This window comes from Actinocrinis puniceicyclus, assembly GCF_018283645.1.
Taxonomy (GTDB): domain Bacteria; phylum Actinomycetota; class Actinomycetes; order Streptomycetales; family Catenulisporaceae; genus Actinocrinis; species Actinocrinis puniceicyclus.
Map to the genome: position 1 here is coordinate 1 of NZ_JAGSXH010000136.1, position 13693 is coordinate 13693.

The 13693-nt window shown below is 71.2% G+C and carries 12 protein-coding genes; 1 reads left to right on the forward strand and 11 read right to left on the reverse strand.

Annotated elements, in window-relative coordinates:
- On the forward strand, nt 1-241 hold a 241-nt coding region (locus tag KGA66_RS24785), incomplete at its 5' end, for a LysM peptidoglycan-binding domain-containing protein (RefSeq protein ID WP_211471210.1).
- A 195-nt stretch (nt 242-436) separates the two neighbouring features.
- On the opposite strand, the gene KGA66_RS24790 is transcribed toward KGA66_RS24785, so the two are convergent.
- From KGA66_RS24790 to KGA66_RS24840, 11 genes are all read right to left on the reverse strand, one after another.
- Complete coding sequence (locus tag KGA66_RS24790; RefSeq protein WP_211471212.1) at nt 437-1078, reverse strand: L-threonylcarbamoyladenylate synthase; 642 nt, start codon at nt 1076-1078, stop codon at nt 437-439.
- Between the two features lie 61 nt (nt 1079-1139).
- Nucleotides 1140-2003: a peptide chain release factor N(5)-glutamine methyltransferase gene (gene prmC, locus KGA66_RS24795; protein ID WP_246508617.1), complete on the reverse strand. Its 864-nt coding sequence runs from the start codon at nt 2001-2003 to the stop codon at nt 1140-1142.
- A 50-nt stretch (nt 2004-2053) separates the two neighbouring features.
- Nucleotides 2054-3148, reverse strand: a complete 1095-nt coding sequence (gene prfA / locus KGA66_RS24800) for a peptide chain release factor 1 (protein WP_211471216.1) — start codon at nt 3146-3148, stop codon at nt 2054-2056.
- A 228-nt stretch (nt 3149-3376) separates the two neighbouring features.
- Nucleotides 3377-3598, reverse strand: coding sequence for a 50S ribosomal protein L31 (rpmE, locus tag KGA66_RS24805; protein WP_211471218.1), 222 nt, complete (start codon nt 3596-3598; stop codon nt 3377-3379).
- 196 nt (nt 3599-3794) lie between these two features.
- A complete protein-coding gene (rho, locus tag KGA66_RS24810; RefSeq protein ID WP_312887062.1) occupies nt 3795-5915 on the reverse strand; it encodes a transcription termination factor Rho in 2121 nt (706 codons plus the stop codon).
- A gap of 382 nt (nt 5916-6297) precedes the next feature.
- Nucleotides 6298-7353, reverse strand: a complete 1056-nt coding sequence (gene thrB, locus KGA66_RS24815) for a homoserine kinase (protein WP_246508605.1) — start codon at nt 7351-7353, stop codon at nt 6298-6300.
- A 5-nt stretch (nt 7354-7358) separates the two neighbouring features.
- Nucleotides 7359-8438, reverse strand: a complete 1080-nt coding sequence (thrC, locus tag KGA66_RS24820) for a threonine synthase (RefSeq protein WP_211471222.1) — start codon at nt 8436-8438, stop codon at nt 7359-7361.
- Nucleotides 8439-8470: 32 nt separating this feature from the next.
- Nucleotides 8471-9763 (reverse strand): homoserine dehydrogenase, encoded by a 1293-nt coding sequence (locus KGA66_RS24825; protein WP_211471224.1) that lies wholly within the window; start codon nt 9761-9763, stop codon nt 8471-8473.
- A gap of 115 nt (nt 9764-9878) precedes the next feature.
- Complete coding sequence (lysA, locus tag KGA66_RS24830) at nt 9879-11282, reverse strand: diaminopimelate decarboxylase (protein WP_211471226.1); 1404 nt, start codon at nt 11280-11282, stop codon at nt 9879-9881.
- Nucleotides 11283-11337: 55 nt separating this feature from the next.
- Nucleotides 11338-13008: an arginine--tRNA ligase gene (gene argS / locus KGA66_RS24835; RefSeq protein WP_211471228.1), complete on the reverse strand. Its 1671-nt coding sequence runs from the start codon at nt 13006-13008 to the stop codon at nt 11338-11340.
- A 151-nt stretch (nt 13009-13159) separates the two neighbouring features.
- Entirely contained in the window at nt 13160-13591 is a 432-nt protein-coding gene (locus KGA66_RS24840; RefSeq protein ID WP_281416812.1) for a MarR family winged helix-turn-helix transcriptional regulator, read from the reverse strand.
- Nucleotides 13592-13693 lie beyond the last annotated feature (102 nt).

The following is a 13693-nucleotide window of genomic DNA, read 5'->3' on the forward strand; positions in this document are numbered from 1 at the left end:
TGTGTCGACCACGCACAAGTCCGCCCCGGCCCCGGCCCCGGCCCCGGTCCACAAGTCGTACGTCGTCTCCACTCCGGCCAAGACCGGCGGCCACAGCTACACGGTCGTCTCCGGCGACACTCTGTCCCAGATCGCGGCCAAGGAGGGCGTGTCGAACTGGCGCACCCTGTACCAGGACAACGAGTCCGTCATCGGCTCGAACCCGAACCTGATCTTCCCGGGCCAGGTCCTGCACTTCTGAGGTCCCGCACGTCCGAGGTCCCCGCGTTTCTAAGGGCCCTGTGATTTTGGGACATCCCGCGATTCCCAGGGCCCTGACGGCCGGACGGACGCACGGCTGACTACGAACGCTGCCCGGTTCCCCGAAGGGGACCGGGCAGCGCGTGTGTTTTCGTGGTCTGATTATCTGATCTTCGGCGCGTCTCGTGACGGGCGGTCAGCGGGTCAGGTTCGGCAGGACCTTGGCCAGCTGGTCGAAGGTCAGCGCGCCTTCCCGCAGCAGCTTCGGCGCGTCGCCGGTCAGATCGACGATCGAGGACGGGACGTTGTCCGCGGTCGGCCCGCCGTCCAGGTAGATCTCCACCGCGGTGCCGAGCTGGTCCTGCGCCTCGGACGCGGTGGTGGCGGGCGGTTGGCCGGAGCGGTTGGCCGACGAGACGCCCATCGGACCGACCTGCGTGAGCAGTTCGATCGCGACCGGGTGAAGCGGCATGCGCACCGCGACGGTGCCCCGCGCGTCGCCCAGGTCCCACTGCAGCGAGGGCTGGTGCCGGGTGACGACTGTCAGCGCGCCGGGCCAGTAGGCGTCGACCAGGTCCCAGCCGCTTTCCGGGAACTGCGCCACCAGCCCGTGCAGCGTGGTGGGCGAACCGACCAGCACCGGCACCGGCATGTCGCGCCCGCGGCCCTTGGCGGCCAACAGCGCGGCGATCCCGTTCGGCGAGAACGCGTCCGCGCCGATGCCGTAAACCGTGTCGGTGGGCAGCACGACCAGTTCGGCCCGGCGCACCGCGCCGGCCGCCTCGCGCAGCCCGGCGGCGCGCTCGTCCGGGTCCGAACAGTCATAGCGACGGCTCACCTGCGTGCACCTCTCCTCTGCGTTCTCGCGGCATGCGCGCGAGCCTGCTTTCGCGGCCGGCTCATCCGCGCCGGCCCTCTTTGCGTGCGGTGACGAAGCGCGGCCGGCCGGTCAGATCCCTGTGATCGGCCGCCTCGGACCAGCCCAGCTCCTCCAGGAAGATGCGCTGCACCGCCCCGCCCTGCTGGTCCGAGTGTTCCACAGCGACCCAGCTGCCCGGGCGCAGCAGCCTGAAGGCCGCCCGTTCGAGGGAGCGGATCATGTCCAGCCCGTCCGGACCGGAAAAGAGGGCCAGCTGCGGATCGTAGTCCCGCGCTTCGGTCGCCACGCCCTCCCACTCGTCGAGCGGGATGTACGGGGGATTCGAGATGACCAGGTCGACCGTGCCGTCCAGCTCGGACAGCGCGGTGCGCGCGTCGGCGTGGTGCAGCGCGACCCGCCGCCCCTCGGCGACCTTCGCCATGTTGCGCCGGGTCCATACCAGCGCGTCCTCGGAAAGTTCGACCGCGTGCACCCGGGAGCGCGGCACCTCCTGCGCTATGGCCAGCGCAATGGCCCCAGAGCCGCTGCACAGGTCCACGATCACCGGTTCGGCGGTGTCCAGGCCGCGCAGCCGGTCGATCGCCCAGCCGACCATGACCTCGGTCTCCGGGCGCGGTACGAAAACGCCGGGGCCGACCTCCAGCTCCAGATAGCGGAAGTAGGCCCGGCCGGTGATGTGCTGGAGCGGTTCGCGGTTCTCCCGGCGCGCGACCGCCGCCCAGAAGCGCGCGTCGAAGTCGCCGTCGCGCACCGTGTGCAGTTCGCCGCGGCGCACCGCGTGCACCCACGCGGCCAGTTCCTCGGCATCGGCGCGCGGTGAGTCGACCCCGGCCTCGGCCAGCCGCACGGCCGCCAGCGCCACCTCGGACAGAAGCAGGTTCAACGGCCGGGCGGCCGCTGCGGGGGCCGGCGACGGCGCCGGCACGGAATCGGTCACGCCTCCACCCTCCTGCCGCCGCCCTCCTGCACGCCGAGCTTCGCGGCCAGGTCCGCGTCCACGCAGGACTGGATCACCGGGTCGAGTTCCCCGTCGAGCACCTGGTCCAGGTTGTACGCCTTGAACCCGGTGCGGTGGTCGGAGATCCGGTTCTCCGGGTAGTTGTAGGTGCGGATCCGCTCCGAGCGGTCCACGGTACGCACCTGACTGCGCCGCGCGTCCGAGGCCTCCTTGTCAGCCTCCTCCTGTGCGGCGGCCAGCAACCGGGCACGCAGGATGCGCAGCGCCGACTCCTTGTTCTGCAGCTGCGACTTCTCGTTCTGACACGAGACGACGATGCCTGACGGCAGGTGGGTGATGCGTACCGCGGAGTCGGTGGTGTTGACCGACTGGCCGCCCGGCCCTGAGGACCGGAAGACGTCGACGCGCAGGTCGTTCGGGTTGATCTCGACCTCGACGTCTTCCGCTTCGGGCAGGACGAGCACGCCCGCGGCCGAGGTGTGGATGCGGCCCTGCGATTCGGTGACCGGAACGCGTTGCACCCGGTGCACGCCGCCCTCGTACTTCAGCCGCGCCCAGATGCCCTCGCCGGGTGGCGGGGTGCCGCGGTATTTCACCGCCAGCGAGACGTCCTTGTACCCGCCGAGATCCGAGTCGGTCGCCTCCAGGATCTCGGTCTTCCAGCCGCGCCGCTCCGCGTAGCGCAGATACATGCGCAGCAGGTCGCCGGCGAAGAGCATCGATTCCTGGCCACCCTCACCGGCCTTGACCTCGACGATGACGTCCCTGTCGTCGTCCGGGTCGCGCGGGACCAGCAGATGCTGCAGGCGCTGCTCCAGCTCGGCGCGGCGCAGCTGGAGCGTGTCGATCTCCTCGGCGAAGGCCGGGTCCTCGCGCGCGAGTTCCCGCGCGGTCTCGACGTCGTCCGCAGTAGTCTGATACGCCCGGTAAGTCTCCGCGATGGGGGTCAGTTCGGCGTAGCGCTTGCCGAGCTTGCGGGCCAGCGCCTGGTCGGTGTGCACCTGCGGGTCGGCCAGGCGGCGCTCAAGCTCCGCGTGCTCGGCCAACAGTTCGTCGATCGCCTCGAACACGGTGCTTTCCCGTCCTTTCGCCTGGTCAGGCCGCGATGGCCGCAGAAGTCGTCTGGTCTGGTCTCGGGGTCACGGCGGATTGTCCGTGGATGCTTCGGCAACGCGGCGAGCGTCGTCGATCGGCCGATTCGCCCCAGAAACCAGTCAAGCCGCCCTCTCAACGCCCGCCGACGCGAAACGGCGTCGACGCCGGGCAGCGGATGCCCGGCATCGACGCCGTGAAGCTCGCTACTTGCCCGACTGCTTCTTGTTGCCGAAGCGGGCCTCGAACTTGGCGACCCGGCCGCCCGTGTCGAGGATCTTCTGCTTGCCGGTGTAGAAGGGGTGGCACTGCGAACACACTTCGGTGCTGATCTTGCCGCTGGTGGCGGTGGACCGCGTGGCGAAGGTGTTGCCGCAGGTGCACGTCACCTGGGTGACGACGTACTCGGGGTGGATCCCGGACTTCACGATGTGCTCCTCATGGTCGATGGGGCCGCCGGATCGCCCGCCTGGGGCGTGAACCGGGACCGACGTACCAGTCTGCCAGGGCCGGGCCGCGCTCTCCAAAACGGAGATCTTCGCGCTGCCGTTGTGGCTGACCCGCCCGGGCTCCGATGCCGTAACGGCACCGGAGATCGGGCTATTCCCCCGCGTGCGCGGCCGGCTATTCGCCGTCGCGGGCCGGGGTGTTCTTCTGGATCTGCATCAGCAACTCGACGTTCGACTTCGTCTTGCGCATCTGGGTGATGAGCAGTTCCAGCGCCTGCTGCTGGTCCATGTTGTGCAGCAGCCTGCGCAGGCGCCACATGACCGCCAGTTCCTCGGCGCCGAGCAGGATCTCCTCGCGCCGGGTGCTGGACGCGTCGATGTCCACGGCCGGGAAGATGCGCTTGTCGGCCAGGCGCCGGTCGAGCTTGAGCTCCATGTTGCCGGTGCCCTTGAACTCCTCGAAGATGACCTCGTCGGCCTTCGAGCCGGTCTCCACCAGCGCGGTGGCCAGGATGGTCAGCGAGCCGCCGTTCTCGATGTTGCGCGCCGCGCCGAAGAAGCGCTTCGGCGGGTAGAGCGCGGTCGAGTCGACACCGCCGGACATGATCCGGCCGGAGGCGGGCGCGGACAGGTTGTACGCGCGGCCCAGGCGGGTCATCGAGTCGAGCAGCACCACCACGTCGTGGCCCAGTTCCACCAGGCGCTTGGCCCGCTCGATGGCCAGCTCGGCGACGGTGGTGTGGTCCTCGGCGGGCCGGTCGAAGGTCGAGGCGATGACCTCGCCCTTGACCGAGCGCTGCATGTCGGTCACCTCTTCTGGCCGCTCGTCGACGAGCACGACCATGAGGTGGACCTCGGGGTTGTTGACGGTGATCGCGTTGGCGATCGCCTGGAGCACGAGCGTCTTGCCGGCCTTGGGCGGGGAGACGATCAGCCCGCGCTGGCCCTTGCCGACCGGGGCCACCAGGTCGATGATCCGGGTGGTCAGCAGGCCGGACTCGGTCTCCAGGCGCAGCCGGTCCTGCGGGTAGAGCGGGGTGAGCTTGGAGAACTCGACCCGGTGGTTCGCGCTGCGCGGGTCGCGCTGGTCGCGGGTCTCCTCGGGGGCGACGCCGTTGACGCTGTCCAGCTTGACCAGCGCGTTGAACTTCTCGCGCCGCTCGCCCTCGCGCGGCTGGCGCACCGCGCCGACGACCGCGTCGCCCTTGCGCAGGTTGTACTTGCGCACCTGCGCCAGCGAGACGTACACGTCGTTCGGGCCCGGCAGGTAGCCGGACGTGCGCACGAAGGCGTAGCTGTCGAGCACGTCCAGGATGCCGGCCACCGGGATCAGGACGTCGTCCTCGGTCAGCGTGGAGTCGGGCGCGCCGCCCTCGTACCCCTCGCGGCCGCGACGGCCCCGATTGCCGCGGTCCCGGTCTCGATCCCGGTCGCGGTCGCGGTCGCGGTACCGGCTGCGCCGGCCACGGCCCTCGAACTCCTCGTCCTGGCCGCCCGCGCCCTGGGTGTCGCGCTGGCCCTCGCCACGGTTGCCGGAGCGCTCGCCGCCGCCCTGGTGCTGGGGCTGCTGTGGCTGTTGCTGGTGCTGCTGCTGACGCTCGCCGCGCTCGCGGTCCCGGCCCCGATTGCCGCGGTCCCGGTTGCGCTCGCGGCGGGAAGGCTGGCCGCCCTCGCCTTGACCGCCTCCGCTCTGAGCGCCCGCTGTCTGGGTGCCGCCGCCGGACTGCGCACTACCGGTCTGGGCGCCCGCTGTCTGGGTAGTGCCGCCGGTCTGGCCGTTGCCCTGCTGCGCGGCGGTCTGCGGCGGCGCCTGCGTCGCGGTGGCGCTCTGGCCCGCGGTCGGCTGCGCGGCGGCCTCGGCGGCCCGGCTGCGCGCCGGCGCGGCGGCCACCGCTTCGACCGCGGCCTCCTCCCGGCGTCCAGGCTGCTCGGGGATGCGCTGCTGCGCGGCGCTGGCACGGCGCCGGCCGTTCGCGCGCGCCGCCGGCGCGGCCTCGACGGTCTGCGGCGCGGCCGCGGCACCGTTCGAGCCGGCGCCCTCCGCACCACCGGCGGCTGATCCCGCGTCGCCGGCCGGGGCGGCGCTGCGGGCGGTTCCCGAGCCGGAGCCGCCCTGGCGCTGCTGGATCGCCTCGATCAACTGACCCTTGGGCATCCGGGTCACTCCCTTGATGCCCAACTCGGCGGCCTTCAGTCGCAGTTCAGGCAGCAGGAGGCCGGACAGACCGGTGCCGGTGCGGCGCCTGCCGCGGGCCGCGGACTGGTCGGCGGAGGTCAGTTCGGTGGTATCGCTCACGAAGGGTCCTTCCCTGGAGCGGGCGCCGTGCCGGGTGGGTCCCGGTTCGGCGACCGGTCGTGCCCCGGTCCGGCGGGCGGTGTCCGATTCGGCACCGCGACGACCGCGGGGACGGGGTTGCGTACCGGATTGCGGTTGTCCACCGCATCCGGCGGCGCGCATGAATTGCGCCGGGAAAAGGGGTCCGTCTGGACCGGCACCGCCCTGCACCATCGGATCAGGGAAATCCACAATGGGAGGCGACGTCGTTCCTCAGGGGGGAGCACTAGCCGCGGCCGCGCGGGCGGAGCCCGAACGGGACTTCCGGGCCAGCGCGAACAACGGGTGCAGCTACGAGATTAACACTCTTGAGCCATTGTGGCATTCCCCAGCTTCGACGAGATCACGGCGTGTCTGCTCGGACGGCTCCGGATACCGGTCCAGCCCCGCCCGCAGTCCCCGCGCCGGCGACGGTCAGAACCATGACGTCCCAGTCCGGGGGCGCGTAGCCGACGGCCTTTTGCTCCCATTCGGGGCCGACGGTCAGCGCCAGCACGGTCGGTCCGGCGCCGGAGACGAAAGCGGCGAAACCCTCCGCGCGCAAACGCCGGATCAGGGCTGCGCTATCGGGCATCGCCGCCGCACGGTAGCCCTGGTGCAGCCGGTCGCGCGTACCGGCGTGCAGGAGTTCGGCCCGATGATGCGCGCTGAGCCCGGGCGCCGTCAATGCGGCCGTGAGCAGGGCCGCCCGCCCGGCGTTGAAAGCCGCGTCCCGGTGCGGCACCATGTCGGGCAGCAGGCCGCGGGCTACCTCGGTGGCCAGCCGGTTCGGCGGGACGAAGGCCACCGCGGCGACCTGCGGGACCGGGTCGAGCCGCAGTGCAAAGGCCCGCATGTGCTCCGGCTGACGGACTGTATGGCCAGCCGGATCAGGCTTCTGCGGCGCTCCGGCGCGCCGCGGTCCGTCAGGGTCCTGCTGCGTCCACGCGATCGTGAGTCCGCCGCGCAGCGCGGGCGCCACGTTGTCCGGATGCCCCTCGATCCGGTTCGCCAGATCGAGCAGCGCATCGTCGTCGAGCACTAAGGCGCCCCCGTCCGCAAGATCCCGGGCCGCCGTGAGCCCGGCGCAGATCGCCGCCGACGACGAGCCGAGGCCGCGTCCGTGCGGAATGCGGTTGCGGCAGGTGACCCGCAGCCCGGCCGGTTGGCCGCCGAGCGCATCGAAGCCGGCCCGTAGCGCGCGCACCAGCAGGTGACGCTCGTCGAGCGGAACGTCCCCGGCGCCCTCGCCGAAGACCTCGACGGTCAGACCCGGCTCGGGTAATGCCTCGACCACCACCTCGTCGCGCAGTTCCAGCGCCAGGCCGAAGGCGTCGAAGCCGGGGCCGAGATTGGCGCTGGTGGCGGGCGGGCGGACGGTGACCGGCCCGGGCCGCAGCCGCGGTGCGGACGGTGGCAAGCGGCTCACTCCAGCCCGAGGACGCCGACCGCGACGGACGCGTCGACGGGAACCTTCGGCGGCGTCGGCGCACCGTTGATGGCCCAGTCCGGGTCCTTCAGGCCGTTACCGGTGACCGTGACCGTGATGCGCTGCCCGCGGGCCAGGCGGCCCTCCTCGGCCAGTCGCAGCAGTCCGGCGACGCCCGACGCGCTGGCCGGTTCGACGAACACACCCTCACGCGAGGACAACAGTCGGTAGGCGGAGAGGATCTGCCGGTCCGTCACCGCTTCGATCAGCCCGCCGGACTCGTCGCGGGCCGCGGCCGCAAGGTCCCAGGAAGCGGGATTACCGATGCGGATCGCGGTGGCGATGGTCTGCGGGTTGGCGACCGGGGCCCCGCTGACGAAGGGCGCGGCGCCGGCGGCCTGGAAGCCGTACATGCGTGGGCGGTGTGTGGTCAGCCCGGCCTTCTCGTACTCGGTGAAGCCCATCCAGTAGGCGGAGATGTTCCCGGCGTTGCCGACCGGCAGCACGTGCAGGTCGGGCGCATCGCCGAGCGCGTCCGCGATCTCGAAGGCCGCCGACATCTGCCCGGCCAGCCGGGCCGGGTTCACCGAGTTGACCAGCGCCACCGGGTAGCTGTCGGCCAGGTCGCGCGCCAGCCTCAGGCAGTCGTCGAAGTTCCCGGCGACCTGCAGGATCTTCGCGCCGTGGGCGAGCGCCTGGCTCATCTTGCCCAGGGCGATCTTGCCGTCCGGGATCAGCACGGCGCACACCATCCCGGCGCGCACCGCGTAGGCGGCCGCCGACGCGCTGGTGTTTCCGGTGGACGCGCAGATGACCGCCTTCGCGCCCTCCTCGGCGGCCTTGGAGATCGCCACGGTCATGCCGCGGTCCTTGAACGAGCCGGTGGGGTTCATCCCCTCGACCTTGAGGTACACGTCGCAGCCGGTCAGCTCGGAGACGACGTTCGCCCGCACCAGCGGCGTGCCTCCCTCGCCCAGCGTGACCACCGGCGTCGCCGCGGACACCGGCATCCAGTCGCGGTACTCCTCGACGACACCGCGCCAGGCGCCGCGCGCCCGGCTCAGGCTCTCAGCCATCTCGTTCTCTCTCCTGCTCGCGCTACTCGCGTCTATTCGCCTTCGACCCGCATCACCGAGGCCACGGCGCGCACCGTGTCGAGCGCGCGCAGGCTCTCGACGGTGGCGGCGAGCGCGGCGTCGGTGGCCACGTGCGTCGCGATGACCAGGCGAGCGTCGTCGCCGCGGCCGGACTGACGGACGGTCTGGATCGACACCTCGTGGTCGGCGAAGACCAGGGCGACCTGCGCGAGCACGCCGGCCTTGTCGTCCACGTCGAGCGAGATGTGGTACCGGGTGCGCGCTTCGCCCATGCCGCCGACACGCAGGTCGGCATACGAGGTCACGGCGGGCGCGCGGCCGCCGTTCACCTTGTTGCGGCACACCGCGACCAGGTCGCCGAGCACCGCGCTCGCGGTCGGCGCGCCGCCGGCGCCGGGACCGTAGAACATCAGCCGGCCGGCGGCCTCGGATTCCACGAACACCGCGTTGTACGCCTCGCGCACGCCTGCCAGCGGGTGCGAGCGGGGGAGCATCGCGGGGTGCACGCGGGCGGTGACCGACTCGCCGACCGGGTCGAGTTCGCAGATGGCCAGCAGCTTGACCACGGAGTTCATCTCGCGGGCCGAGGCCACGTCGGCGGCGGTGACCTCGGTGATGCCCTCGCGGTAGACGTCCGCGGCGGTGACCTTGGTGTGGAAGGCCAGGCCGGCCAGGATCGCCGCCTTCGCGGCGGCGTCGAAACCCTCGATGTCGGCGGTCGGGTCGGCCTCGGCGTAGCCCAGGGCGGTGGCCTCGTCGAGCGCGTCGGCGAAGCCGGCGCCGGTGGAGTCCATCCGGTCCAGGATGAAGTTGGTGGTGCCGTTGACGATCCCGAGCACCCGTTTGACCTTGTCGCCGACGAGGGATTCGCGCAGCGGGCGCAGCAGCGGGATGGCACCGGCGACCGCGGCCTCGTAGTACAGGTCGGCTCCGTGCTTCTCGGCGGCGGCGTGCAGCGTGGCGCCGTCCTCGGCCAGCAGCGCCTTGTTCGCGGTCACCACACTCGCGCCGTTCGCGAGCGCGGCCAACAGCAGGGTACGGGCCGGTTCGATGCCACCGATGACCTCGATGACCACGTCGACGTCGGGCCGGGTGGCCAGGCTCAGCGCGTCGGTGGTGAACAGCGCCGGGTCCACGGGCAGGTCACGGGCCCGGTTCGGGCGGCGCACGGCGATCCCGGCCAGTTCCAGTGGAGCGCCCACCCGGGCGGCCAGGTCGTCCGCCGTCGTCGTCATGAGCCGGGCGACCTCGGAGCCGACGACCCCGCAACCCAACAGCGCTACCTTCAGCGGGCGCTTGCTCATGCTTCCCAACCTCGTCCCTCGCGTGCCCTGCCCGGCAAGTGTCGCCGGTCCGTCCGTCTTTCGGTATCCACGGTCCAGTATCCGAGATTTGGCGGGTGTTCATCCGCCGCGGCGCTCAGCCCAGGTCGAGGGCCAGCAGGTCCACCTCCGTCTCGCGGCGCAGCAGCACCCGCGTGTCGCCGCCGTCCACGGCCACGACCGGCGGACGCAGCGCGTGGTTGTAATTGGAGGCCATCGACCGGCAGTAAGCGCCGGTCGCGGCGACGGCGAGCAGGTCCCCCGCGGTGATGTCGGAGGGCAGCCAGGTGTCGCGCACCACGATGTCTCCGGACTCGCAGTGCTTGCCGACGACGCGCGCGAGCATCGGCGCAGCGTCGGAGTTCCTCGACGCGAGCGCGCAGGTGTACGCGGCGTCGTACAGAGCCGTGCGGATGTTGTCGCTCATGCCGCCGTCTACGGACACGTAGGTGCGCAGGCCGTCGAGCTGCTTCACCGTGCCGACCTCGTACAGCGTGATCCCGGGAGTTCCCGCGATCGCGCGGCCGGGCTCGACCGTCAGACGCGGTACCGCGAGCCCGTATCCGAAGCACTCGCGCGCGACGATCGCCTTGAGCCCGGCCACGATGTCGAAGGCGTCGGCGGGGTCGTCCTCGCTGGTGTACGCGATGCCGAGGCCGCCGCCGAGGTCCAGCTCGGGCAGCCGGATGCCGTGCTCGTCCCGGATCGCGGCGACCAGTCCGACCGCGCGGTGCGCCGCGACCTCGAACCCTGATGTATCGAAGATCTGCGAGCCGATGTGCGAGTGGATGCCGACCAGGTCCAGGGCGTCGTGCTTGAGCACGCGGCGCACGGCCTCGGCGGCCAGCCCGCCGCTGAGCGAGAAACCGAACTTCTGGTCCTCGTGCGCGGTGGCGATGAATTCGTGGGTGTGCGCCTCGACGCCCACGGTGACGCGCACCATGACCCGCGGGCGCAGTCCGCGGTCGGCGGCCAGCCCGGCGAGCCGGTCGATCTCCTCGAAGGAGTCGAGCACGATCCGCCCGACGCCGGCCTCCAGCGCGCGCACGAGTTCCGCGCTCGACTTGTTGTTGCCGTGAAAGGTGAGCCGGTGCGCCGGGAACTGCGCGGCCAGGGCCGTCGCCAGTTCGCCGCCGGAGCACACGTCCAGGCCCAGCCCCTCCTGCGCGGCCCAGCGCGCGACGGCCTTGCTCAGGAACGCCTTGCTCGCGTAGTGCACGGGAGGTTCGGCCGGGTCGTGATCCCCGAACGCCGCGAGCCACGCGCGGGCCCGCATCCGCCAGTCGGCCTCGTCGATCACGTAGGCGGGGGTGCCCTGCTCCTCGGCCAGCCGCCGCAGCGGCACCCCGCCGATCGTGATCTGCCCGTCTTCCTCACGCCGCGCCGAGGAGGGCCAGACCTTCGCCTCCAGCGCGTTGAGGTCGGCGGGCGGCGCGGGCACACCGCTGCCATGCAGGACGTCTGCATAACGCGGTCCCGCAGGGTGTGCGGCGCGGCTCATGGACCTGTCTCTCTCCCTTGTCGATCCGTCACTGTCCCGATGACTTCCGTCGGCCCTACATCCACTCGGGCGCGGACACCCCGAGCAGGGCCAGTCCGTTCGCGACCGCGGTCTGCGCCGCCTCGGCCAGCCACAGCCGCGCCCGGGTCAGCTCCGCCGGGACCGGGTACCGCTCGCTCGGAAGGATCCGGCACTCGTCCTCATCCCAGAACTTGTGCCACGCGGTGGCCAACTCCTCCAAGTACCGCGGTACCCGATGGACCTCCCGCAGTTCGGCCGCGCTCGCCACCACCCGCGGGAATTCGCCGAGCCTACCGAGCAGCTCGGACTCCTTCTCGTGCACCAGCAGTCCCGGGTCGAACTCCTTCGCCGGCCCCTTGTCGATGCCCGACTCCGCCGCGTTCCGCTTCACCGAAGCCATCCGCGTGTGCGCGTACTGCACGTAGAAGACCGGATTATCATTCTTCTTACTCGTCAATACGTCGACGTCAAGCGTGATGTTCGAGTCGGTCGACTGCCGGCTGAGGGCGTATCGCGCCGCGTCCACGCCGATCCAGTCGATGACGTCGTCGATGGTGATGATGTTGCCGGCCCGCTTGGACAGCCGCACCTCCTGTCCGTCCTTGTACATTTTGACGAACTGGCCGATCTGGACCTCGATGTCGCGGTCCATGTCGTCGCCCGCGCAGGCCGCGATGGTCTTGAGGCGCCCTACGTAGCCGTGGTGGTCGGCGCCGAGCATGTAGATCAGCGGAGTGAAGCCCCGGTCCCGCTTGTTCAGGTAATAGGCGGCGTCCGAAGCAAAGTAGGTGGTCTCCCCGTCGGCCTTGACCAGGACCCGGTCCTTGTCGTCGCCGAAGTCGGTGGTCCGCAGCCAGATCGCCCCGTCCCGTTCGAAGACGTGGCCCTGTTCCCGCAGCCGCTCGATGGCACGCCCGACGGCGCCGGACTCGTGCAGGCTCTGTTCGGAGAACCAGACGTCGAAGTGCGTGCCGAACTGCTCGGTGGACTGCTTGATCTGAGCGACCATCAGGTCCAGGCCCTCGGACCGGAAGAGCGCCAGTTGTTCCGATTCGGGCAGCAGTGCCAGCTCCGGCCGCCGCGCGACGATCTGTTGGGCGATCTCGTTCATATAGGCGCCGACGTACCCGTCCGCCGGCACCGGCCGGGCGTTCGCGAGCGCGAGCAGCGACTCGGCGAACCGGTCGATCTGCACGCCGGCATCGTTCATGTAGTACTCGGTCACCACCCGCGCGCCGCAGGCCCGCAGGACCCGTGCGAGCGCGTCGCCGACGGCGGCCCACCGCACGCCGCCGATGTGGATCGGGCCGGTCGGATTCGCCGAGATGAATTCCAGGTTGATGTTCTGCCCGGCCAGCGCCTCGCTGTGCCCGTACTCTTTTCCGGCCAGCACGATCGTGCGGGCCAGTTCGCCCTGGGCCGCTGCGTCGAGCACGATGTTCAGAAAGCCCGGGCCGGCGATCTCGACGTGCTTGATCCCGGCCGCCGCGGCGAGCCGTCCCGCCAGCACCTCGGCCACCGCGCGCGGCGGCTTGCCGGCCGCCTTGGAAAGTTGCAGCGCGACGTTGGTGGCGTAGTCGCCGTGGTCCCGGTTCTTCGGGCGCTCGACGGTGACGGTCGAGGGCACCGGAACAGTGAGGTCGCCGGCGTCCACGGCCTCCCGGAGCGCGGCGACCACGGCGGCGGAAAGCTCTGCTGGGGTCACGTGCCAAGGGTACGGGAATGCCCCCGGGCGCCCCCAATCGGTTATCCACAGCCCCAGCTCGCGGCCTACCCCGGGTGTTGCCGTGGCCTTGCCCTGGTCTTGCCGGCGCGGCGTCCCGACCTGCTCCGGGTCGCGGACCGCACCCGCGCCGTCAACGTCCCCTCGGCCTGCGCCCGGGCAGCGGCTCCTCCCCCGCGTCCAGCAGTTCCAGCAGTCGGCGAAGTTCGGCCTGTTCGTGGGACGAGAGTTTGGCGAACAACTGCTCGGCCGCCTCTGCCCGCATCCGGCCTACCTGCCGCAGCACTTCTATCCCCGCGCAGGTGAGCACGACGATCGTGGCCCGCCGGTCGGTCGGATCAGGTTCGCGTGCGACGAAACCGGCCGACTCCAGCGTGTCCACCATCGACGTGATCGAGCGCGGCACCACTTCGAGCGCCTGCGCCAGGTCGGCCATGCGGGGTCGCTCGTACCGTGAAATCACCCGTAGTGCGCGCGCCTGCGCTTCCGTCAAGCCGAAGCGGTCGTATGACGGGGCGGACCGTCGCCGGATCCGGTGAGCGGTTCGCAGGTACAACTCGGCCATGGTCGGCGCGGTGGGGGCATTGGAAGCGGTGGGGTCAGTGGCAGCGGCGGAAGAGGGAGATGTGCAGGAGGCGGGCGCGGCGCACGACTCGGTGTCGGCACT